At 37.2% G+C, this 23,588-nt stretch carries 16 protein-coding genes; 2 read left to right on the top strand and 14 right to left on the bottom strand.

The window, feature by feature from the left end:
• Positions 1-601 precede the first annotated feature (601 nt).
• Positions 602-1,582, top strand: a complete 981-nt coding sequence (locus ASE92_RS17675; RefSeq protein WP_056851446.1) for an acyl-ACP desaturase — start codon at positions 602-604, stop codon at positions 1,580-1,582.
• Positions 1,583-1,637: 55 nt separating this feature from the next.
• On the opposite strand, the gene ASE92_RS17670 is transcribed toward ASE92_RS17675, so the two are convergent.
• The 11 genes from ASE92_RS17670 to pyrR all read right to left on the bottom strand — a co-directional run bounded on the left by ASE92_RS17670 (position 1,638) and on the right by pyrR (position 18,193).
• Entirely contained in the window at positions 1,638-5,009 is a 3,372-nt protein-coding gene (locus tag ASE92_RS17670; RefSeq protein WP_056851445.1) for a methylmalonyl-CoA mutase family protein, read from the bottom strand.
• Positions 5,010-5,170: 161 nt separating this feature from the next.
• Complete coding sequence (gene pafA, locus ASE92_RS17665) at positions 5,171-6,829, bottom strand: alkaline phosphatase PafA (protein WP_056851444.1); 1,659 nt, start codon at positions 6,827-6,829, stop codon at positions 5,171-5,173.
• A gap of 69 nt (positions 6,830-6,898) precedes the next feature.
• Complete coding sequence (locus ASE92_RS17660; protein WP_082455110.1) at positions 6,899-8,143, bottom strand: folylpolyglutamate synthase/dihydrofolate synthase family protein; 1,245 nt, start codon at positions 8,141-8,143, stop codon at positions 6,899-6,901.
• A gap of 75 nt (positions 8,144-8,218) precedes the next feature.
• On the bottom strand, positions 8,219-9,052 hold the full coding sequence (locus tag ASE92_RS17655) for a hypothetical protein (RefSeq protein ID WP_056851442.1): 834 nt from the start codon (positions 9,050-9,052) through the stop codon (positions 8,219-8,221).
• Positions 9,052-9,453, bottom strand: coding sequence for a biopolymer transporter ExbD (locus ASE92_RS17650; protein ID WP_056851441.1), 402 nt, complete (start codon positions 9,451-9,453; stop codon positions 9,052-9,054). The genes ASE92_RS17655 and ASE92_RS17650 overlap by 1 nt, the downstream gene beginning before the upstream one ends.
• Positions 9,453-10,157: a MotA/TolQ/ExbB proton channel family protein gene (locus tag ASE92_RS17645; protein WP_056851440.1), complete on the bottom strand. Its 705-nt coding sequence runs from the start codon at positions 10,155-10,157 to the stop codon at positions 9,453-9,455. The genes ASE92_RS17650 and ASE92_RS17645 overlap by 1 nt, the downstream gene beginning before the upstream one ends.
• Positions 10,157-11,629: an SPOR domain-containing protein gene (locus ASE92_RS17640; RefSeq protein WP_056851439.1), complete on the bottom strand. Its 1,473-nt coding sequence runs from the start codon at positions 11,627-11,629 to the stop codon at positions 10,157-10,159. The genes ASE92_RS17645 and ASE92_RS17640 overlap by 1 nt, the downstream gene beginning before the upstream one ends.
• Before the next feature lie 54 nt (positions 11,630-11,683).
• Positions 11,684-13,381: a TonB-dependent receptor gene (locus tag ASE92_RS17635; protein ID WP_056851438.1), complete on the bottom strand. Its 1,698-nt coding sequence runs from the start codon at positions 13,379-13,381 to the stop codon at positions 11,684-11,686.
• Between the two features lie 4 nt (positions 13,382-13,385).
• Positions 13,386-16,409, bottom strand: a complete 3,024-nt coding sequence (locus ASE92_RS17630) for a tetratricopeptide repeat protein (protein ID WP_056851437.1) — start codon at positions 16,407-16,409, stop codon at positions 13,386-13,388.
• A 301-nt stretch (positions 16,410-16,710) separates the two neighbouring features.
• Entirely contained in the window at positions 16,711-17,640 is a 930-nt protein-coding gene (locus tag ASE92_RS17625; protein ID WP_056851436.1) for an aspartate carbamoyltransferase catalytic subunit, read from the bottom strand.
• A 7-nt stretch (positions 17,641-17,647) separates the two neighbouring features.
• Positions 17,648-18,193 (bottom strand): bifunctional pyr operon transcriptional regulator/uracil phosphoribosyltransferase PyrR, encoded by a 546-nt coding sequence (gene pyrR / locus ASE92_RS17620; protein ID WP_056851435.1) that lies wholly within the window; start codon positions 18,191-18,193, stop codon positions 17,648-17,650.
• Between the two features lie 253 nt (positions 18,194-18,446).
• Here pyrR and ASE92_RS17615 point away from each other — a divergent pair, with 253 nt between their 5' ends.
• Positions 18,447-18,842, top strand: a complete 396-nt coding sequence (locus tag ASE92_RS17615; RefSeq protein ID WP_056851434.1) for a thiol-disulfide oxidoreductase DCC family protein — start codon at positions 18,447-18,449, stop codon at positions 18,840-18,842.
• On the opposite strand, the gene ASE92_RS17610 is transcribed toward ASE92_RS17615, so the two are convergent.
• The 3 genes from ASE92_RS17610 to rpsA all read right to left on the bottom strand — a co-directional run bounded on the left by ASE92_RS17610 (position 18,839) and on the right by rpsA (position 23,334).
• Positions 18,839-19,039: a hypothetical protein gene (locus ASE92_RS17610; protein WP_056851433.1), complete on the bottom strand. Its 201-nt coding sequence runs from the start codon at positions 19,037-19,039 to the stop codon at positions 18,839-18,841. The genes ASE92_RS17615 and ASE92_RS17610 overlap by 4 nt on opposite strands.
• A 91-nt stretch (positions 19,040-19,130) precedes the next feature.
• Positions 19,131-20,798 (bottom strand): beta-N-acetylhexosaminidase, encoded by a 1,668-nt coding sequence (locus ASE92_RS17605; protein WP_056851432.1) that lies wholly within the window; start codon positions 20,796-20,798, stop codon positions 19,131-19,133.
• Between the two features lie 601 nt (positions 20,799-21,399).
• Positions 21,400-23,334, bottom strand: coding sequence for a 30S ribosomal protein S1 (gene rpsA / locus ASE92_RS17600; protein WP_056851431.1), 1,935 nt, complete (start codon positions 23,332-23,334; stop codon positions 21,400-21,402).
• Positions 23,335-23,588: the final 254 nt, after the last annotated feature.

Here is a 23,588-nt window from a genome sequence, read left to right as displayed (position 1 = left end):
GGGAGAAAAGAATAAAGAGCAGCGAACGGAGAGCAACTGTCTTTAAAGAGATGCTACTATTGTTAATTGGGTTTCATGGCTACATCAATCCCAGATCTTTCTGGATCTTTTTGAACCATATAGGAATATAGGTCATATAGCTGGGTGAACCCCGTTTTAAGACGTTCTCTGTTTATCAGATAGCAAGGTTCTCGGCATAAAACAGCGGTGTTCATTGCGTTCATGGTTGAATGGTCTGCAAACCTCCCGGATCTTATTGAACCATATAGGAATATAGGTCATATAGCTGGGTATCCGGTTTTGTATAACTGCGGGAAAGCAGGCCTAGCCGATAAAACACCTTCCCTGGGTTTGATAACCCTGATGGTACGGAAATCCTTTTTGTACCGCTACCGCTCATAGCCGATAGACCCCAAAACAAAAAGATTGAAGGGACAGCGGGACTGAAGAAGAAATGAAACGGTGATGTTCTTTTCCAAAAACAACTTATGGGCACCTATTTGGAATGATTTTGAAACTGAATCGTTGTAAATGTGTTATTAACCTGTAGTTTGCCATAATATTTGGTTATCTTTGACACAACAATATATAAACACGAATAATGAGTTTTTTTGCAGATAAAAGAAGGGAAGTAATGGTGCATATTGAAAAATATATGCTTGATATGATGGAAACCTATCTTAAACCAATTGACACCAATTGGCAACCATCAGATTTTCTTCCTGATTCCACGAGCGAAAACTTTTATCAGGACATCAGGATTTTAAGGGAGAATGCCAAAGATTTATCTTACGATTTAGTAGCAGTTTTAGTTGGTGATACCATCACCGAAGAAGCTTTACCTACTTATGAATCGTGGTTAGCCATGGTTCAGGGGCCAAGTATGAAAGAAGATGGCGGATGGATGAAATGGAACAGACACTGGACCGCTGAAGAAAACCGTCATGGTGACTTGTTAAATAAGTATTTGTATTTGTCAGGCAGGGTGGATATGCGCCAGATGGAGATATCTACTCAATATCTGATTGCAGATGGTTTTGATATTGGTACAGGACATGACCCTTATCGTAATTTCATTTATACTTCTTTTCAGGAGTTAGCTACTAATATTTCGCACAGACGTGTGGCATCTTTGGCTAAAAAAGATGGTGACACTCTGCTTTCTAAGATGTGTGGAACCATTGCATCTGATGAAGCGAGACATGCTAAGGCTTATAAAGACTTTATGAATCGTATTTTTGAAGTTGATCCGAATGAGGCTATGATTGCTTTTGAAGATATGATGCGGAAGAAGATTGTAATGCCAGCTCACTTTTTACGTGAGGTTGGTTTAAAAATTGGACAAACCTTCGGTCATTTTACTGATGCAGCGCAACGCTTAGGTGTTTATACTGCTGTTGATTACGTTGAAATCATGCAATCACTGATTGAAGATTGGAAAATAGAGGGGATGCGTGATTTAAATGATGCTGGAGAAAAGGCTCGTGATTATATTATGGCTCTCCCTTCTCGTTTGTTACGTGTTGCTGAGCGTATGAAAAATCCAACTATGGATTATAAGTTTACCTGGATTGCAGGCTAAACGATATAAATATATTTTTTAAAGGGTTCTTCATTAAGAAGAACCCTTTTTTGTTTTACATGTTTCTGCGGTATTGACCGCCTACTTCATAGAGCGCATTGCTAATTTGACCTAACGAACAAACCTTACATACCTCCATCAGTTGCTCAAAAATGTTCTCTCCTGCAATAGCTGATTTTTGTAATTGTGTAAGCAGTGACGAAGATTTATTTTCGTTTCGGTCCTGAAATTTTTGAAGTGCCGCAATTTGATATTGCTTTTCTTCTTCGGTAGCTCTAATTACTTCTCCAGGAACAATAGTAGGAGAACCATTTTTATTCAAAAAAGTATTTACTCCAACTATTGGAAATTCTCCAGTGTGTTTCAAGGTTTCATAGTACAAGCTTTCTTCCTGGATCTTGCCACGTTGATACATGGTTTCCATGGCTCCTAAAACGCCGCCACGATCATTAATTCTCTTAAATTCCTGAAGCACGGCATCTTCAACGAGATCGGTTAATTCTTCAATAATAAAAGCGCCCTGCAATGGGTTTTCATTTTTTGCCAAGCCCAGTTCTCTGTTGATGATGAGTTGGATTGCCATCGCTCTGCGTACTGACTCTTCTGTAGGGGTAGTGATGGCTTCATCATAAGCATTAGTGTGGAGCGAGTTGCAGTTATCGTAAATTGCATAAAGTGCCTGCAAGGTAGTTCTGATATCATTAAAATCGATCTCCTGTGCATGTAATGATCTGCCTGATGTTTGAATATGGTATTTCAGTTTCTGTGAACGATCGTTTCCTTTGTATTTGTTTTTAATAGCTTTCGCCCAGATTCGTCTGGCTACCCTTCCAATCACTGCGTATTCCGGATCAATTCCGTTAGAGAAAAAGAAAGATAGGTTCGGTGCAAATTCATCGATATGCATGCCTCTGCTCAAATAATATTCAACAAATGTAAAACCATTACTCAAGGTAAAGGCAAGTTGTGAAATTGGATTTGCTCCGGCTTCGGCAATATGATAACCTGAAATTGACACGGAATAAAAATTCCTTACCTTTTCATCGATAAAATATTTCTGGATGTCGCCCATCATCCTCAAGGCGAATTCAGTAGAAAATATGCAGGTATTTTGAGCCTGATCTTCTTTAAGGATATCAGCTTGTACAGTTCCACGTACGGCGCTGATGGCCTTTGCCTTAAGTTGCGCATATACATCTGCTGGCAATACTTCATCGCCAGTTACACCAAGTAGCATTAAGCCAAGGCCATCGTTACCCGTTGGTAAGTTGCTGTTATACTTTGGTCTTTCCGCATTCCTATTTTTATAAATCTCTTTGATTTTTTGTTCTACTTCAGCTTCCAAACCGTTTTCGATAATGTATTTTTCACATTGCTGATCTATCGCAGCGTTCATGAAAAATCCTAACAACATAGGCGCTGGACCATTGATCGTCATCGAGACCGATGTAGAAGGTGCACAAAGGTCGAAGCCTGAATACAGTTTTTTAGCATCATCTATAGTTGCGATACTTACACCTGAGTTGCCAATTTTACCATAAATATCTGGTCGAATGTGCGGGTCTTCACCATATAAAGTTACAGAATCGAATGCTGTAGATAGGCGATGAGCAGGTTGTCCAAGTGATACATAGTGAAAACGTTTGTTGGTTCTTTCAGGACCACCTTCGCCGGCGAACATTCTTGTCGGGTCTTCGCCTTCACGTTTAAGCGGAAATACGCCTGCTGCATAAGGAAATTCTCCTGGAAGATTCTCTGTTAACAACCATCGTAATATGTCGCCCCAATCCTTGTAACGGGGAAGTGAAACCTTGGGGATTTGTAATTTAGACAAGGACTCATAAAACAGGGGCTGCTTAATTTCTTTATCACGAACTTTATAAATAAAATACTCTTCTTTATACGCTCGTTTTGTATCAGGCCATTGGCGCAACAGGCGTTTACAATCACCGTCTAACTGTTCTTCAAAAAAAGTATAAGCATTTTCTAAACCGCTGCCCAGCCCTAAAGATTCATTTTCACCAGCCAAATCGATAACGCCTTTAAGCTGATACATCTTTCTCGCTATACCAACCTGTTTATCAACCCACTCATTATACATTTGGCTTGCTTCTGCTATTTCAGCCAAATAGCGGATCCTATCAGGTGGAATGATGTAGATTTTCTCGGACTTATCTGAAGTTAATTCCATTTTTGCCTTGAAATCTGTACCTGTTTTGACTCTGATTTTGTCCATCAAGGCCACAAATAAGTTGTTCATCCCAGGGTCGTTGAATTGGGAAGCCATGGTTCCATAAACGGGAATCTCTTCGTCCTTCGCATCAAAAATATTGTGGTTGCGTTTATATTGTTTTCTCACATCGCGAAGTGCATCCAGGGCACCACGTTTATCGAATTTATTGATGGCAACGAGGTCAGCAAAATCGAGCATATCGATTTTTTCGAGCTGTGTAGCTGCACCAAATTCAGGTGTCATCACATATAGAGAAACATCACAGTGTTCGGTAATTTCTGTATCAGACTGACCAATTCCGGAAGTCTCTACAATAATAAGGTCGTAACCAGCAGCTTTGCAAATATCTATACTTTCCTGTACATTTTTTGATAATGCAAGGTTTGCTTGTCGTGTCGCAAGCGACCTCATATAAACTCTCTGATTATTGATTGCATTCATGCGGATACGATCTCCGAGAAGGGCACCACCAGTTTTTCTTTTAGAAGGATCGACAGAAATAATCGCAAGGGTTTTATCTGGCACTTCCACCAAAAATCTGCGCACCAGTTCATCTACTAACGACGATTTTCCAGCACCACCCGTTCCGGTTATTCCGAGAATAGGAGCATTGTTGTTTAGCGATAGTTTTTTTAGTTCGTTAACAAATTCTTGCGCCCCTTCGGGATCATTTTCGGCTACGGTTATTGCTCCAGCAATTGCTGTGATCTCTTTATTTGGGATCGTTTTTAGTTCATCTGTGATTTCTGCCTTGGTTACAAAGTCTGTTTTGATCAACATATCATTGATCATTCCTTGCAATCCCATTTTTCTTCCATCATCAGGCGAATAGATTTTGGAGATTCCATAGGATTCCAATTCTTCAATTTCTGTTGGTAAGATTACCCCACCTCCGCCTGCAAATATCTTGATATGTCCTGATCCACGTTCCTGCAGCAGATCGTACATATATTTGAAGTATTCGATATGCCCGCCTTGATAAGATGTCATTGCAATTCCCTGAACGTCCTCTTGAATAGCACAGTTTACCACTTCATCAACTGAGCGATTATGACCAAGGTGAATTACTTCGGCCCCTGATGACTGCAAAATTCGACGCATGATATTTATGGTTGCATCATGACCATCAAAGAGGGAAGCGGCAGTAACAAAACGAATTTTATTTTTTGGCTTGTATATTTCTACTTGTTGCATACTATAGGATTTAAGATCTCACAAAATGAAATTCTGCAATGCTTATTGAGACTATATTTGGATGAACAAATGTAGCAAATACTAGCAATTTGATGCTTTTATAATGGTATTGATACTCTTTATAAACAACGAAGCCAACTAAATCTAGTTGGCTTCGTTGTTTATTTATTGGTAATTTCTGTAATGGGTTCACCTACGGTGCCATTTGGCATTTGGATATGGAGTAACGCAGCTAAGGTCGGTGCTATATCTGTCATGTAATGGGTTTTATTCGTGGCTCCAGGTTTAATTCCCCAGCCCATAAATACCAATGGAATGTGTGCATCGTATGGATTCCAATTTCCATGAGTTGTACCTGTGCTGCTTCCATTAAACCAGTTTGGATTTAAAATGTAATATAAATCGCCACTTCTGCGAGCGTTATAACCGTTCGTGATCATTCTTTTCTGAACTTCAGGTAGCGTTGCTAAGGAAACTCTTGAAACATCAACTACGTTTGCAAAACCCTCCAATCGTTTCAAAAATTCAATTGAAGCGGCTTTAATCACATCGAAACTTACATTTCCGTTATCGGTTTTATCGTGATCGAAATGAATTTGATTATTCATTGATTTTAAAACCACATTGTTAACCTTGAATTTTTCATTTAGAAAAGCATTTAATTTAAAAACAATATCTCTATCACTTACGATACCTGCCGGAAGTTTATTTTCTTTCATAAAGGCAGGAACGTGTGCAACCGCATGATCGGCACTTAAAAATAGGGTGTAGTTCCCTTTACCCACTTTTTTATCTAAATAATTGAAAAAGTCTTCAAAATCTTTGTCTAAACGTAAATAGGTATCTTCAAGTTCTATAGAATTTGGTCCGTAGGCATGGCCAACATAATCTGTTGACGAACAACTTACCGCAAGGAAATCAGTAATATTATCTTGTCCCAAATCTTCTGATAAAATTGCAAGTTTTGCTAGATCTAAAGTAATGGTGTTACCATATGGCGTACTTCTAATGGCATCAAAGTTTTTATCAATATTTTGTGTTAAGAGATGAGGAAACACACTGTTTTTGCCTTCGTAAGCTTTTTCATCAGCTGTGCTGTTGGTGTAGGTATTAATTGGATATAGTGTTTCCCAATTTTTTGCATAAAATTTATTTGCGAGCTTCATCTTATTATAGTCAGCAATCCACATCGGAACCTCCTTCATATAATAACTGCTTGTAATCCAGTTGCCAGTGCTTCCCTGATACCAATAAGCTGCATTTGCTGCATGACCAGCCGGTAGGATTGAACCTCTATCTTTTAAAGAGATTCCTATAACTTTTCCTTTGAAATTTGTTGCTAATCTTAGTTCATCAGTTATGGTTGTGGTGAGCATGTTTTTAGGTGACATGTTACCTTCAGGAGAAGGGCTGCTTCCAACAGTTACAACTGTAGAGTCTTCTGTACAATACACATTTTTCTTAGTTTCTGAATCGTACCAATCATTACCGATAATTCCATGAACTGCTGGAACTGAACCGGTGTAAATGGTAGTATGACCAACAGCGGTGTAAGTTGGCGTGTATGGAATCAGCGTATTTTCAACCGAAAAACCTTCGTTTATTAGTCTCTTAAATCCGCCATTTGAATAGCGATTATAAAAGCGATATAAATAATCCCATCTCATTTGATCGACAACTAAACCCACCACTAATTTTGGGCGAGCAACTTCGCTAGGGAAAGCTTTAGCTGTATTGGGCGTGGCTTTTTTTGCCTGAGCATTTGCGGCTGTAATGGAAAAAATAGATAGGGAAATAAGTAAATAAGAAATTTTCTTCATTCTGTTTTTAGTTAAAAGACTAAAGTAACACTTTTCAAATGAAGAAATTTTGAAGATTATGTAAAGATTTTATAACGCTTCGGCTACAACGAATGTGCTGCCGCCAATAAAAACCAAATCGTTTTTTTTAGCATTTTTGATGGCTGTTTCTTTAGCCTGAACAACCGATGGATAATCATTTCCAATTAGTGAATAAGTTAGTGCCTGCGCTTTAAGTTCAGCAGCATTCATGGCCCTTTCCAGATCCGGTTTGCAAAAGTAATAGGTTGCATTTTTTGGCATCAGGGAAAGTACCTTTGAAATATCCTTGTCTTTTACCATGCCGAAAACAATATGTAAATTTTCGAATGGTGTTTGGTTAATGTTCTTTATTACTTCAGCAATTCCAGCTTCGTTGTGGCCGGTATCGCAGATGACCAATGGATTTTTAGATAGAATTTGCCAACGGCCCTGTAATGCGGTTAATTTCTTAATTTGGTTTAATCCATTATAAATACTCTTATCTGAAACCTTGAAAGTTGCTAATTCATTCAGAATTTCAATGGCCTGTAAAACAGTTAAAATATTCTTTTGTTGATAAGTACCCGTTAAATCCGTTATCAAATTTTTGAATCTGATCTGATGATTTTGATCAATATTTAACGATAATCTCGTGTTAACGATCTTAAAATCCTTAACAACCATTTGTGCATCAGCGAAAACAATTGATGCATTCATTTCTTTTGCTTTTTGTCGGAAAACAGCTGCAGACTTCGGCTGGGTTTCGCCAATAATTACCCGCGTATTCCTTTTGATGATGCCAGCTTTTTCTCCTGCAATTTCTTCGATGGTATTGCCCAGCATATTAGTATGGTCCATGCTGATGTTGGTGATAACCGAAAGCTCGGGTTGAATGATGTTGGTTGAGTCCAACCTGCCCCCCAAACCAACTTCAATAATGGCAATATCTACTTTATGTTTTGCGAAATGATCAAAAGCCAGTGCAACAGTGACTTCGAAGAAAGAAGGCTCTACTTCATTTATCAACGTCTGTTGATTTTTTACGAAGGAAACCACTTCCGTTTTACTAATCATTTTTCCGTTAATGCGAATACGCTCACGAAAATCTTTTAAATGAGGGGAGGTATACAAGCCAGTTTTGTAACCTTCGGCTTGTAAAATTGCCGCAAGCATATGCGAGGTAGAACCTTTTCCATTTGTACCGGCAACATGTATGCTCTTGAATTTATTCTGCGGATTATCAAGAGCATTGCAAAATATGATGGTATTAGTGAGGTCTTTTTTAAAAGCAGAAGCCCCCACACGTGTAAACATTGGGAGTTTGCTATATAAATAATCAAGCGTTTGCTGGTAATTCACCTCAGATGCTGAATGATAGTAATAGTTGTTTTAGTTAACTTTAAAGTTGAAGACCACCACTCCGGTTTGATTATCTCCACCTACGCCAGAACTTGTTAAAGATGAGTTTTTTACCGCTTGAACACATTTCTCAACCAGTTCTCTATCAGTTATAGTAGATCCTTTCAGTTCTTGTCTGGCATCTGTAATCCTTCCAGCTTTGTTGAAATATATCCTAATAGCAATCCTCCCTCTCACTTGCCCATCATCTTTCGGAATGACCAGGTTTGAAAAACGTCGAAGTTCAATAGGCTTGTTTCCATAACCTGAACCTCCCTCACCATAATTCGGTGCTAAGGGATCACCATTCACTGATCCCTGGTTTCCAGCTGTACTACCGGTTCCATCTCCCTGACCCTGGCCCGTATTTTTTTTGCCCTTATAAAGCGCATTTTGATTGATAACTGGTTTCGCAGGTTTATCTTCTGTAACGGTAGTCGGCGCTGTGTTGGTTGCTTTTGTAGGTTTAGTATTTACCGCAATAGCATCTTCCGTATTCTGAGTTTGAACTTCCTTATCAGAATTTTCTGTAGTTGTTGTCGGGGTAACCTTTTCTTCAGGTGTTACTTTATCTGGCGCTTTTCCATTTGCGTTTGGATCTGCAGAAGGCTCCTCAATGCTCGTGTAATCATCGCCCATACCTTCGGCAGAAGTACCATAGTTAACCACCATACCACCCATACCTAAATCTTCAGGTGGTTGAAAAGAATTGATTACAATAAAAAAACTAATCAATAATAAAAAGCCCATTATCCCGCTCGAAATGGCAATCGCCTTCGGATAATTGTTTTCTTCGTTATTTATATTTTGTGCTTTGTAATCCATTATTTTTTCGGCTCAACAGCCACAACAAGCTTCAATTTTAACTTATTTGCGATATCATTAACAACAAAACCATCTTGATAAGTAACATTACGAGATACATACAAAAGGATGGTCATATCTGGAGCCAGTTTTTGGTAAGCGGCTAAAGTTGGCTCCAATTGCTCCATTGTAACTGGTTTCTTATCAACGGAATATTTTAAATTTTCGTCTATCGTAACTGTAACTGCTTTTTTAGCAGTAGATTGCTGCCCGCTTGACGACTGCGGCAACAACAATTTTACTACAGTTGGATTAACCACTGCAGATGCCAGAAGGAAGAACAGCATCAGGAAGAACATAATATCGTTCAACGCTGAAGTGTGTACTTCTACTGACCCTTTTGTTCTTTTGCGTAAGTTCATTATTTACCTGGCTCTTCTAATAAATCAATAAAGTCAATTGCATCCGTTTCCATTTTTAGGATGATTTTTTCTACCATGATATTTAGAATATGGTAAAGTACGTAAGCGATAATACCAATGATTAAACCTGTTGCTGAAGTGATCATTTTCGTATATAAACCACCAGAAATAGTTCCAATTTCAATAGCACCTTTAATGGATACCTGATGGAAAATTGTAATTACCCCAACGATGGTACCTACGAAACCCAACATTGGAGCGATACCTGCAACAATACCTAGAATACTGATATTTTTCTCCAGCTTAGCAACCTCTAGTTTACCAACGTTTTCAATAGCACCTTCAATCTCTTTAATTGGGCGGCCGATACGTTTTAAGCCTTTTTGCAACATGCGACTAAGAGGGGAGTTGTTGTTTCTTAACAGCGACATTGCTCCATCTAAATTGCCAGATTGAATATATGATCTGATTTGTCCCATTAAGTTCGACTCATCTTTCGTGGCCTTTTTGATGGTTAAATAACGTTCAACGAATATGATTAAGGCTAGAAAGGCTAATAATGCCAAAGGTAGCATCACCCACCCACCTTTAAAAAGCAGATCGATGAAATGTAATTCTGGCTCTGGTTGAGTTAATGCCTGGTTAACTGCATTCGCTGTATCTTGAAGTGCTTGTGTGGTGTCTTGAATTAATAAAGTTATCATTATGGTTGTGTGTTGTTTTTTATTTCTTTAACGTAAAATCCGGTTCCCTTTAATCGTTTTTGTAGAATTTCTTTTTGCTTTTCTGCCTCCTCTTTAGTGGGAAAACTCGCAATACTTACCTTTTTTCTTCTCCCTTCCATTTTCGCAATAGTCGCATTTAGGCCAATTTTTTTTACTTTTTCAATGAATCTTAATGCTGCTGCTTCTGTTTCATAAGAAACTGCTATTACATGAAACATTGATTTCTCTGTAGCCAAAGGAGCATTAGATAGAGTTGGACCAACTTTTTTCAGCGTTGCAGAATCAACTTTTTGCGTAGCAATTTGATTCGCTTTTAAAGTACTATCTGTTTTAGCTATCGAATCTTGTTTTGCCTTTGCAGTATCTATTTCTGTTTTTGGAGAATCTGGCAAAACTGCAGGTGTGGTAGTTTGTAGCGCAGCCTGCTGTTTAAACAAATCTGGTTTGATAAAATAGATGATCACTCCAATCAAAAGAATTCCCAGAATGATGAGGAGCATTTTTGGCCAAATAGATCTTTTTTCTTCCTCGAAGGTTTCTTGAACAATCGGATCGTGACCAAATCTGTTTGGATGCTCGGCATGTTGCTCTTTAATAAACTCAGGCGCTGCAATTACAGGTTCATCTTCTGGAGTTTCATCTTCCAGATTGATATAAGTTTTTTCCGCTTCGCTTTCTGGCGTATGCCCGAAACGGTCTGGATGTTCTTCATGTTGTTGAACAATACTTTCTGGCACCTCGATTTCCTCGGGTGTCAAAGCCCTTACTGCCTCCTCATCTTCTGGCGTATGGCCAAATCTGTTTGGATGTTCAGTGTGTTGTTCTTTTATAAAATCTGGCGCATCAGTAACTTCTTCGCCTGATTTTGTAGTGTGCTTTAAAGTATTGCGCAAATCATCTTCTACCTCATCCAATTTTACATTTTCAATAATAGGATGTATATGCGCTGTTTCTTTAGGCTGAACAGGTGCATTTGGTGCTTCGGCTATTTCATCATATACCTCATCATCTTTGTCAGTGGCATCCGTTTGCTGTTGATCTGAAATGATTTCAGGCAATGCGGGTAGACCATAAAATTCTGATCCGTAGTTTATATTTTTAGCCGCATCAAAGCTTAGACCTTCGTGCTCTGTGAAATATAATCGACCCAAATTCTCAAGATCAGCCTCATGTTCTACTTCCAGTTTTTGGTTCACTTCATCTACAAATTGCGAAATGTAATAAGATGAACTCTCGGCTGAGATATTTCTTTCAGAAGCAATAAAATTGGTTAGGGCCTCATCATTTTTTACATCAGATGTAAATGCCAGAGCATAACTTGGTGGTAAAAATGATTTTTTTTCCTTATCGTACCTGCCTGGAAACTTCTTTTTATAGAAGGTGCCCAAGCCGGTAATGCCAACTTCTTTGCGCTGTTGCAAAAGTTCCAAAAGGTATGATAAGATATCCATTCCGGTAAAATTAAGCGTTTTTTCTAAACCTACGCAATAATTAATTTAATGTATTTAAAATGAATAAGTTAGTCCGCCGAATACATTTAACCCGTTAACCTGATAATATAAAAAGTGGTTATATTTAGAATTCAACAGGTTATTGGCTTTTGCAAAAATGGAAAATTTGTTGTTGATGCGGTAATCTGCACCGATGCCCAAATCTACAAATCCTTTAACTGTTTCTATACGTTCGATGCTGGTGTTTGGCACCAAATACTGTAGTGGATTTACTGGTTGTTGAACATTTACTTTCGCTTTTACATCATCTTGCATTACCACAGCTGCATTAAAACTCAGCTTTTTATTATAAGTATAAACGAAGTTTGAGCTAACTTTTAGCCCTGGTTTAAACCATGAGTAAGTTTCTTGAGCAGGTTTCCAATCATCAATATTCAACTTTCCTGTCCACTTTAGTGCATCGATTACCTGTATCGATATTTCACCTTCTAAGCCAGTCAATTTCGTTTTGCCAAAATCATAAATCACATCAAACTTGTTAAAATTATCGAAGTTATTAATGAATAAAGGAAGGTCGTCAAACTGCTTCATATAGAAACGGGCCTTGTAGCCAAAGCCTGGTCCACCGGTTCCTTTAATCCCTGCACTAATGCTTAACTTTTCAACCGTATTTTTGATCAAGATATTGCTATTCAACCATGGATTTTCATCTGTTAAGCCTTTCATTGAGTTTCTGTTTACATCACCCTTAACCTCTCCAAAAACCTGTAAATAATCAGGTACGAGGGTGAAATCAGCAGTTACTGCCGGGAAAATTCTTGAACTGCTGAATGCACCGAATTCCTGAACGAAATTAATTCCTGCCGTAACTTTTGCTCCTTTAACTTGCAAACGGATATAAGGATTTAAGCGGAGTAAGTTATTTCCTACGCTTGTTAGCGCATCTTTGGTGCTCCCAAACTCTGTAGATGCTGCCAAACCTAAATTAAATGAACTGATTCTTTTATTTAGGTATCCATTTAATGAAAGATAACTTTCTTTAGCGTCAAAACGGTCATTCCATAAATAAGCATTAGCTTTTACCGCATAACTCAATGCGTCTTCATCCTCTGTGAAGTTCTTAACCAACTCACCCTCTAATTCTAAAAGCGTTAAAGCTTGTTTCTCAGGGTTTGGATTTAAGGTTGGGTTTGCATTATCCAAGCCGTAAAAGTAGGTGCCATTTCTTTCAAAATTTAAACGTCCACTTACTGTATTTTCCTCTAAAATACTACGGCCAAAAATGCTTAATTGTTGTTGACTACTGTTTTGTTTATTTATTTTACCTTCCTGGCTAAAATGTTTGAAATAACCACCAAGCTGTAATCCTTCATCTTTTCCAGTATTAAAGTAAGCTTCGCCTAATAAGGTAGAAAGTGAACCAAATGCGCCTTTCACATAATTATTTACTAAAATACTTGCTTTCTCTTCTGCAAGCTGCTGCGCTTGTAATTTTTGAATATCGCTGTTTAGCTCTAATTTTTTATCTGTTACGCTGTAGTTTAATTTCGCTTTATAAGTTTTTACGTCATCCAAATTCGGACTTCTTCTTAGTTTAACGGCTTCAGCCAAAATAGGTTTGTAAGGGCGAACAACTTCTATTTCCTCACTCACTACGGCTTTTTCTTCAGCTTTCTTTTCCTGTGCCTGGGCAGTTGTTAAACCAGCAGCAGCAAAAAACAGCAAACTATATATATATTTAATCGACTTCATAATTCTACTTCTTCTGGTTTAGTTTTTCTAGTTTCTCTTTGGCTGTCGGAATGATATCATCCTTGCCTTCGTAATTATCAATTATACTTAGAAGTGTACTTTTTGCTTGCAAGTTATCTTTCAGGGCAACATAATTATCAGATAACAAGATAAAGGCTTTAGCTACCCAATAATCATGTGAAGCCATGTTGTTCACAATATCAAAACAAGTTTTAGTTGATGTTTTGAAATCTCCCTTGTTGTATTCAATAAGTGCAAGGTTGTATTTTGCCTCGGCAGCGGCAGCCGTTTTCGTTTTAGCCACAACGTTTTTAAATTCTTTAACCGCAGTTGTAGTATCTCCTTTTAGCAAATAAGCTTTACCAGAAAACAAACCAGAACTATTTTTTTCTTCTTCCGAAGCTTTTTCAGATTCATTGGTCAACTTAGCGTATTTCAACATATCATCAGGCATATTTAAAGCTGTATATGCTTTTAATAGGTTGTTGATGGCAAAACTGTAATGTGCCTTGTAATCTGTTGTAGTTTCTAATCTTTTCAAATAAACAATTGCTTCATTATATTTTTTCTGGTTGAGGAACAATTGGGAAATGCTCACCAATGAACGTTCGGTGTAGTCGCTTGTCCAATCATTTAATATAAATTCATAATCAGGTATTGCTTCATCAGGGCGACCTAGTTTAACCAAAGATTCTGCTCTGATAAATTTCGCTTCTTTTTCGTGGTTAGCTTTAGGGAATTTATCAAAATAAGCATTAACAGCCTGGAAAGCGCCGTTGGCATCGCCTTTTAAGTAAAGGTTATTCGCAGCCGCAAAAATGATATTGTCTTGCTCGTTATCTGAATAGTTGCCAAGCGGAGTGGTGTTGGCGTATTGGATAAATCCATTTGCATCACCTTTATCTACATAAATGTTTTTAATAGATTCCATCGCTTGTTTAGCCTCTTCAGATGTAGGGTAATCGCGGATTACTTTTTTGAAGGATTCTAAAGCCACATCGTCCTGATCTTGGTTGTATTGAACCAATCCAATAGTCACTAATGCCTTTGGAACATAACTACTGCGTGGGTATTTCGCCACCAAAGCTACAAGATCTGACTTCGATTTATCGAAATCGCCTTTGTTAAAATAAGTGTAAGCGGTTTCAAAACCTGCATCATCTGCATAATTAGAGTTGGGGAATTTTGACAATAACGTTTGCATGGTCGCAATTTTCGCATCGTATTGGTTTTCCAAACCCTGGATCATTCCTTTTTGAAAAGTGGCGTAATCTTCAGATGTAGTATGCCTGTCAATTATTCTGTTGTAATTGGTCATCGCGTTTCCGTAAGTTTTATTTACGAAATAAGAATCGGCCAAACGAATAGTTGCATCATCAATTGTCTTTTGATCTTTATCATTTCCCTGAAGAAATTTCTCGAAATAGGTTGCTGCCTTGGCATATTTTTCATCCTCAAAAGCAGAATAAGCGAGGGCATAATTGGCAAAGTTATATACGCCGGTTTTATCGGCATCAGGCATTTTTAAAAACTTTTCGAACGTAGAAACGGCTTCGCCATATTTCCGCAATTCGTACATGGCTTCGGCTTTCCAATAAGTATTTAAGGCGTGGATCTCATTGTCTTCCGGAAATTTATCAGAACGTAAAAACATTGATAAGGCATTCGGAAAAGCTCGCTCATTATAAAATTCTAACCCACGGAAATAAGTAACCTTTTGGTAGGCTTCTTTAGCCTCAAGGGTTTTATCCGGAATCGGTTCCAAAATATCAACTGCCGCCTGATAGTTTTTAGTGGTTAAAAGTACTTCTCCTAACAAAGTTTTCGCTTCGTTAATTTTACGAGATTTTGGAAAAGTTTTCAAAAATCCTTGTGTTGCTTCTAAAGCTTGTTGATGGAAATCTAACTCATAGCTTAACTTGGCATAACTTAACCAGGCTTCTTCTTGAATGGTTTTATCAAAATCTAAACGTGAAGCTCTGAAAAATGCACTTTGTGCTTTTTGTTTGTTGCCCAATTGAATAAATGCCTTACCCAAAGTATGCATTCCGTTTTGGAGATAAATATCATCGTTGTTTAGCTTCTCTAAAATGGCAACAGATTCTTTATACTTTTTATTCTGGAACAACGAATATCCATATTGGTAAATGAATAAGTTGTTTTTGGTTTCGCTTTTATCTTTAGCATAAAACTCTGCAAAATATTTTTCAGCGTTCTTAAATTCCGATTTCGCAAAGTAAGAAGCGGCAACTAAACTCAACATTTCAGGTTCGAACTGTTGTTTGGTTTTTTGAATAGATTCTAGTGCATAGCTGATTACATCATCGTAGCGTTCATCCAGATAATACATTGAGGTGATGTAGTATGGATAACTTGCTTCATAGGTTGGTGATCCTTTCAGCTTTTCAAAATTAGCTAATGCTGTTTTGTATTCTTTATTTAGGTAGTTGATGTAAGCAAAATAGTAAGTCGCACTTTCTTGGAAATCGCCTTCCTCTTTTTTTACTTTCTCGAATAGTGGTTCTGCTTTTTCATAGTCTTGCAACTCAAAATAGGCGTAACCCTGCTTAAATTGATATTCGTTACGTTGTTTAGCTGATAGGGTAGACGGATCAGTTTTTTCGAACCATTCTAGTGCTTTTTTGTAATTTTTTTGACCAAAATAAGTTTTTCCTACATAAAAATAGGCCAGTTTTGTATTGGGATTTAAAGGATAATCACGGATAAAAGCCTGGAATAAACTTTCCGCATCACTGTTAGTTAATTCTAACGCACAAACAGCTGCATAAAATTTTGCATTCTCTTTAAGTAGAGATAGTTCGGCATTGCTTTCGGTTTGTGTAGACGGTTTATAGCGTTGTTGTTCAACAAGCTTAAACTGCTGTGCAGCAGCGGTATATTTTTCTTTGTCTAATAATTCTAAGCCAGTCTGGTAGTTTTTATTGAGGTTTTGCACTGCACTAACTTGCGCATAAGTGGTAAAACTTCCTGCCATGAATAGCGGAATTAGTAAGTATTTTTTCTGCATCGGTTTCAAATATGGTTGGTACTAAATTAGAAATAGTATCATGGTTTATCAACATAAGTAATTAACATCTGTTAATAACACAAATAAACGAAGGGTTTTCAAAATTGGTATAGAAGAAAGTTGAATGTTGAAAATTAGACTGATTCAGTCGTTCAATAGTTATTAGTTCGCTGGTGAAATGAGCCAAAATTATGGAAGCTCTAGATTGTGTAGTAGGTAACTATTAGTCGAAGTCTAATTCACTAGAATTTTTCGCCCGCTAATAACCCATGGCTAATGAACCAATGACTAATAAACTAGTTTACCCTTGGCTTGCCAATAAATAAAGTACAGCCATTCTAATAGCCACACCGTTTTCTACCTGTTCTAAAATGATGGATTGCTTACTATCGGCAACATCACTAGTGATCTCCACACCACGATTAATTGGGCCTGGGTGCATGACAATGATTTCCTTATCGAGGTTATCGAGAATCTGTTTATTTAGGCCATACATCATGGCGTATTCTCTCAAAGATGGAAAATATTTAATATCCTGACGCTCCAGTTGAATGCGAAGCATATTTGCTACATCGCACCAATTCAGTGCTTTAATTAGGTTATGTTCAACTTTTACTCCAAGTTGATGAATGTGTTTGGGAATTAAAGTGGTTGGGCCGCAAACCATCACTTCTGCACCTAAACGCTGTAGGCAGAGAATATTTGAGATTGCTACCCGAGAGTGCAAAATATCCCCAACAATAACCACTTTCTTTCCAGTCACATCGCCTAATTTCTGGCGGATGGAGAAAGCGTCGAGTAAAGCCTGGGTTGGGTGTTCATGAGCCCCGTCTCCGGCATTTACAATTTGCGCTTTTACATGTTTGCTCAAAAACTGACCTGCTCCTGCATAGGGATGACGCATCACCACCATGTCGACTTTCATCGATAGAATGTTGTTAACCGTATCAATCAATGTTTCTCCTTTGCTCACTGATGATGATGATGCAGCGAAGTTTACCACATCTGCTGATAACCTTTTTTCAGCTAGTTCAAAAGAAAGTTTTGTACGGGTAGAATTTTCAAAGAAAATATTGGCAATGGTAATGTCCCGAAGTGAAGGAACCTTTTTAATGGGCCTATTGATTACTTCTTTGAAATTATCTGCAGTTTCGAAAATCAATTCGATATCATTCCGGTTAATATCTTTAATGCCTAAAAGATGTCGGGTTGATAGTTTGTCTGCTGCCATTTTTATATTATTGTTTTTCGGATAATAAAATCACTTTGTCTTCACTTCCTTCACTTGCCCAGGTTACTTTCACTTGCTGTGAATTTAAGCTATCTACTTGATGCCCAATGTAATCGGGTTCGATAGGTAAATGTCTACTAAACCTACGATCAATAAGTACCAAGAGCTCTACTTTATCTGGTCTGCCATAGGCAAGCAACGCATCAAGCGCTGCTCTAATGGTTCTTCCGGTCCAAAGTACATCATCAATGAGGATCACTTTTTTGCCCTCAGTAATGAAATCAATGGAATTGCTACTTGCGGTTACCAATCCATCTTTTCGCCTAAAATCATCCCTAAAAAAAGTAATGTCGAGGTTTCCCTTTAAAATTTTCTTGTTTTTTAGGATGGTTTCGAGCTCTTGATGAATGCGATCGGCAAGAAAGATACCGCGTGGCTGGATACCAATCAAAACGGTATTCGCGAAATCGTCGTGGTTTTCAATTAATTGATGGCAAAGCCTCTTAATTGTAATCTGAATTTTTTGTCCGTCAAGAAGTGTTTTCTTTTGCATTGAAGAAGGATTGGGCAAATATAGGGAAAAAGTAGAAAGTTGAAAGCAGAAAATTGAAAGTTCCCCAGGCAAATTGCTAAAGTGTTTGATTGTTAATTTGTTGGATTTTGATTTTATGCGTAAATAGGAATTTATCACGACAAATGATCTGCTATTCAACTAAATAGGCCGTGCTTTAAATTCCTTAACATTAAATGACATTCATAAGCATTCATTGGAAATATAATAAGTATTGAAATTTTTATATTTGTAAATGGAGCGGGTAATTTTTTTCGATGGTGTTTGTAACTTGTGTAATGCTTCAGTCCAGTTTGCTGTTGAACGTGATAGAAAAAATCTGTTTAAGTTTACCGCTTTGCAGGGCGAATACGCCAAAGTTGTCTTACCCAAATTCAATGCCGATCTAAATCAGTTTAATTCTATTATTCTACTTGAAGATGGTCAGCTTTATACAAAATCAACAGCTGCATTAAAGATTGCCAGAAAATTGAACGGCTTATGGCCAACGATTTATGTGTTTATCCTCGTTCCAAAATTCATTCGTGATTGGTTTTATGATATTATCGCAAAAAACCGCTATAAGTGGTGGGGAAGGGAGGAGAGTTGTTGGCTACCGACACCAGAACTAAAGCAACGCTTTATCGATTAATCCTGTTTGTCATTATTTTTAGGCTTCCAAAGCCAAAGCGTTAAAATTACCATAGGGATTGAAATACTCAGGGCAATTACGATAAATATGCTGCGCTGTTTAACAATATCTGCTTCATCGGTAACGAAAATATTTATTGTTTCTTTAAGTACAAATAGAGTAATCAAGGTGCAAATGACTGCAAAGACTTTACGCATAGTTTAATTTTGAGGCAAAGATTGGAATAATTATTAGAAGGAACTCTATCGGAATTAAAAACAGTTATTTATGAAGTGTAAGGTTGGATAATCAATTTTCAAGATACTTTTTTGAATATTCTATCCCTATCAAATCATATCGTTTAAATTGTGTTTTCAAACGTTTTTGAAAATCAGCATAATTCTTCTTTTCTTTTGGGCTCCATAAAATTTCGCTCAAAGCATCTAATCTCGGAAATAGCTGGTATTGTACTTTAGCCGGATTAGTGACATACTCAGTCCACAAACAGCCTTGGCCACCCCAGATGTATTTCGCCTGCTCTGCATCAAGTTCTGCAGGAATAGGCTCATAATTGTAAACATCAGCCAAAAGTGAAGGCTTTCCAGCGGTTAAGCTATCTTCTTTAACAAACTGCGCATGGTTAAAATACATTTTATTTTCAGGGGTCATGATGGCTTTATGGTATTGCTTAGCCGCTTCAATGCCGCCTTTTTCGCCTTGCCAGCTCATCACTACCGCATTTGGTGCTAATCCGCCTTGTAAAATTTCATTCCAGCCAATGATAGTTTTGCCTTTGCTATTTACAAATTTCTCAATTCTGCGAATGAAGTAACTTTGTAACTCGCTTTCCGTTTTTAAATTATTCGCCTTCATAATTTGTTGTGAAACCGCAGATTGTTTCCACCAAACTTTAGAAGCTTCATCACCACCAATATGAATATATGGTGATGGAAATAACTCCATTACTTCCGCTAACACATTTTCTAAAAATTTGAATGTTGTATCTGAGGCTTGCAAAACGTTATTGTATTTATTCATCATTCCCCAGGTTTCGGCAACGGTATATTTCTTATTTGGTTCAGTACCTAATTCAGGATAGGCAGCAAGGACAGCCATACTGTGTGCTGGCATTTCGATTTCAGGGATGATAGTAATGTATCGTTTAGCTGCGTAATTGATCACATCCTTTATTTGTTCTTGTGTATAAAACCCGCCATGTTTAATCCCATCAGTTTTGATGACGGCATCTTTTGGAGTAATATTAATCGCAGTTGGCAAAACCTGATATTTAATGTTTTCATTACCTTTTCCTGGCCATAAACCGATAATGCTACCATTTCGCCAGGCACCAATTTCGGTGAGCTTCGGGTATTTTTTTATTTCGATTCTCCAGCCGTGGTCATCGGTTAAATGCCAGTGGAAGTAATTCATTTTATGAAGTGCTAAATAATCAATGTATTGTTTTACAAACTCTACATCAAAAAAATGTCGACTCACATCTAAGTGCATTCCGCGGTAATCGAAGCGGGGATAATCGGTTATGGATACTGATGGAATAATTAATTGTTCTGCTTTTACTTGAGGTAATAATTGAATCAGTGTTTGTACACCATAAAAAAGTCCATTTTCTGAATTGGCATAAATTACTACTTGCTCGTAATTGCTTATCAGTTCGTATTCGTTCGAACTTTTTAGTAATCGCGTAACTATTTCTAGTTTGATTGTGTTTTTTTTAGCTGTTGAATTTGGGTTAATTTGAATTTTTAGATCGTAATATTTTTGAATATAATTTTGTAGAAATAATGCTGAGTTGGATAATGAATCATTCGAAATAATTTCAGTGTTTTTATCGATTATAAATTTTTCTGTGCTTAAGCTAGTTTTCATACTTACAGGCTGTGGAATGATGTTTACTTCCTGGGCAGAAAGATTGTAGCAAAAAGTAAATGATAAAAGCAAAAAGATAATCTTCTTCATAATAGAATGGTTTCCTTTTTCAAAAGTAATAATTCTTAATGGATGAAAGGAAAAGGTTTGGGTTAACGAAGTACTGATGTTACCTAAACCCGATGGGAGTGAAATCCTTTTTGTTAAACCTATAAGGTCTCAAAGACCTTATAGGTTTGGAAAAGATTAAGCGAACAGCGGGGCAGGAGTTACCGATGGGTTACTTGCTTTCGTTTGCAAAAACCTCACCCTATTAAAATTATAAGTAGAACTTGCTTGCTACTGCCCCTCTCTCCTTGAAGAGAGGGATTTTATGGGCTGTGGAAAGCTCAATTTAAGGGTCGAATCACAGTCATATTTTTCTTTTTCTTCAACGAGGTGACTGTTAATAAAAAACCTCACCCTATTAAAGTTAGAAGTAGAACTTGGTAGCTACTGTCCCTCTCCTTGAAGAGAGTGGTTTTGCGGGCAGTTAAAAGCTAAAATAGGTTAAAACCTCACTCCATTGTTTCCCTTTCTTAAAGAGAGGGACTGTATTAAAATAACAAAAACCTCTGCCTTTCATAGGGTGAGGTCAAAAAAAATCCCGATAACTTTCGCTATCGGGATTAATATATTCAATTAAAAAGGACTAGCCTTTTTTAGCTTTGCTTTCTTCGCCTTCTAATTGCGATTTCAATTGAGCCAATACGTCTAAATCTCCTAAAGTAGATTTCTCTACAGAATCTTTAACTTTCTTAACTGCAGTTACAGCAGCTTTAGCTTCTTTTTTCTTAGCATTTCTTTCTTCTGCTACAGCTTCAGCTTTAACTTCTTCCCAAATACGAGCGTGAGAAACAACGATGCGTTTAGCTTCTTTGTTAAACTCGATGATTTTGAAATCGTTTGTTTCTTCTGCTTTAACCGAAGTACCGTCTTCTTTAACCATGTGTTTAGTTGGTACGAAACCTTCTACACCATATGGTAAAGCAATAACAGCACCTTTATCAGTTACTTTAACAACTGTACCTTGGTGAACCGAATCTAAAGTAAAGATCGTTTCGAAAGTATCCCAAGGGTTTTCTTCCAATTGTTTGTGACCTAAGCTTAGTTTACGGTTATCAACATCAAGTTCTAAAACAACAACGTCTAATACATCACCAACTTTAGTGAATTCGTTAGGGTGGTTTACTTTTTTAGACCAAGATAAATCAGAGATATGGATTAAACCATCAATACCTTCTTCGATTTCAACAAAAACGCCGAAGTTAGTCATGTTTTTAACAGTTGCTTTGTGCTTGCTTCCAACTGGGAATTTAGCAGCAACTTCTTGCCATGGATCGTTAGATAATTGTTTAATACCTAAGCTCATTTTACGCTCGTCTCTGTCTAAAGTTAAAACTTCAGCTTCGATCTCATCACCAACTTTTAAAAATTCTTGTGGATTTCTTAAGTTTTGTGACCAGCTCATTTCAGAAACGTGTATTAAACCTTCAACACCTGGGATGATTTCTAAGAAAGCACCGTAATCTGCAACAGTTACGATTTTTCCTTTTACTTTAGAACCAACTTGAATGTCAGCACTTAAGTTTTCCCAAGGGTGTGGAGTTAATTGTTTCAAGCCTAAAGCGATACGTTTTTTCTCATCATCGAAATCTAAAACAACCACGTTGATTTTTTCATCTAATGATAATACTTCTTTTGGATGCTCTATGCGGCCCCAAGAAATATCAGTAATGTGAAGTAAACCATCAACACCACCTAAATCGATGAACACACCGAAATCAGTAATGTTTTTAACAGTACCTTCTAATACCTGTCCTTTTTCTAATTTAGAAACGATTTCTACTTTTTGTGATTCTAAATCGTCTTCAATTAACACTTTATGAGAAACTACTACGTTTTTGAACTCATGGTTAATTTTAACAACTTTGAATTCCATTGTTTTACCAACGTAAACATCGTAATCACGGATAGGTTTAATATCAATTTGAGAACCTGGTAAGAAAGCTTCAACGCCCATGATATCAACAATTAAACCACCTTTAGTACGGCTCTTAACGAAACCGTTGATGATTCTATCATTTTCAAGAGCCTCGTTAATAGCTTCCCAAGATCTTTGAGTTTTTGCTCTTTTGCGAGAAAGGATCAATTGACCGTTAGCATCTTCTGGTGCTTCAACGAAAACGTCAACTGAATCGCCGATTTTAAGATCTGGTGTATCACGGAATTCTGAAGTAGAAACTAAACCGTCTGATTTAAAACCAACGTTTAATACTACATCTTTGTTGTTAATTGAAACAACGATACCGCTAATGATTTCACCTTTAGTGATCTGATTGAATGTTCCAGCATACATATCTTCAAACTTTTTACGGTCTGCATCATTGTAATTACCGAAAACTTTTTCATCTGCATCCCAATCGAAATCTTCGGTTGGTGTTGCTAATGATGATTTGATCGATTCGATCGAAACTGAATCAGCTTCTGATTCAATAGTTTCTTTTTCAGTCAGGCGTCCGCCTTCTCCCTGAAGTTCAGCTGTTTTAGCTGCTAATTCTTTTTCTGCTACTTGTTTTTTAGCCATTAATTAATTGTCTCCTTTTTTCCCTATTTAGGGAGAGCAAAGGTAAAAATATTTTAATTAATAGAAAAGATTTTTTTAATAAATGTTGCTGATTTTTAGGTTATTATAATTCTGCCAATCGTTATGCTGAATTTATTTCAGCATCCAGATCATAAAATTCAAATAATATTGATGTGATTTATATAATGATTTGAAAATGAGCATTCAGTAATTCTTCAGTTTCTTCAGTCCCGTTATTCGCTGTAGCCCCGAAG

Origin of the sequence: Pedobacter sp. Leaf41, assembly GCF_001422545.1 — a bacterium.
Lineage (GTDB): Bacteria > Bacteroidota > Bacteroidia > Sphingobacteriales > Sphingobacteriaceae > Pedobacter.
Note: the sequence above shows the minus strand (reverse complement) of the source record. Positions and strands in the feature narration are given on the sequence as shown.

What these genes read in the sequence shown, in the direction of transcription:
- ASE92_RS17615 (WP_056851434.1), top strand. Translation starts at nt 18,447, where the DNA reads ATGGAGCGGGTAATTTTTTTCGATGGTGTTTGTAACTTGTGTAATGCT.
- ASE92_RS17630 (WP_056851437.1), bottom strand. Translation starts at nt 16,409, where the DNA reads ATGCAGAAAAAATACTTACTAATTCCGCTATTCATGGCAGGAAGTTTT.
- ASE92_RS17660 (WP_082455110.1), bottom strand. Translation starts at nt 8,143, where the DNA reads ATGTTTACACGTGTGGGGGCTTCTGCTTTTAAAAAAGACCTCACTAAT.
- ASE92_RS17640 (WP_056851439.1), bottom strand. Translation starts at nt 11,629, where the DNA reads ATGGATATCTTATCATACCTTTTGGAACTTTTGCAACAGCGCAAAGAA.
- ASE92_RS17675 (WP_056851446.1), top strand. Translation starts at nt 602, where the DNA reads ATGAGTTTTTTTGCAGATAAAAGAAGGGAAGTAATGGTGCATATTGAA.
- ASE92_RS17655 (WP_056851442.1), bottom strand. Translation starts at nt 9,052, where the DNA reads ATGGATTACAAAGCACAAAATATAAATAACGAAGAAAACAATTATCCG.
- ASE92_RS17605 (WP_056851432.1), bottom strand. Translation starts at nt 20,798, where the DNA reads ATGAAGAAGATTATCTTTTTGCTTTTATCATTTACTTTTTGCTACAAT.
- pafA (WP_056851444.1), bottom strand. Translation starts at nt 6,829, where the DNA reads ATGAAGAAAATTTCTTATTTACTTATTTCCCTATCTATTTTTTCCATT.
- ASE92_RS17635 (WP_056851438.1), bottom strand. Translation starts at nt 13,381, where the DNA reads ATGAAGTCGATTAAATATATATATAGTTTGCTGTTTTTTGCTGCTGCT.
- ASE92_RS17650 (WP_056851441.1), bottom strand. Translation starts at nt 9,453, where the DNA reads ATGAACTTACGCAAAAGAACAAAAGGGTCAGTAGAAGTACACACTTCA.
- pyrR (WP_056851435.1), bottom strand. Translation starts at nt 18,193, where the DNA reads ATGCAAAAGAAAACACTTCTTGACGGACAAAAAATTCAGATTACAATT.
- ASE92_RS17610 (WP_056851433.1), bottom strand. Translation starts at nt 19,039, where the DNA reads ATGCGTAAAGTCTTTGCAGTCATTTGCACCTTGATTACTCTATTTGTA.
- ASE92_RS17625 (WP_056851436.1), bottom strand. Translation starts at nt 17,640, where the DNA reads ATGGCAGCAGACAAACTATCAACCCGACATCTTTTAGGCATTAAAGAT.
- ASE92_RS17645 (WP_056851440.1), bottom strand. Translation starts at nt 10,157, where the DNA reads ATGATAACTTTATTAATTCAAGACACCACACAAGCACTTCAAGATACA.
- rpsA (WP_056851431.1), bottom strand. Translation starts at nt 23,334, where the DNA reads ATGGCTAAAAAACAAGTAGCAGAAAAAGAATTAGCAGCTAAAACAGCT.
- ASE92_RS17670 (WP_056851445.1), bottom strand. Translation starts at nt 5,009, where the DNA reads ATGCAACAAGTAGAAATATACAAGCCAAAAAATAAAATTCGTTTTGTT.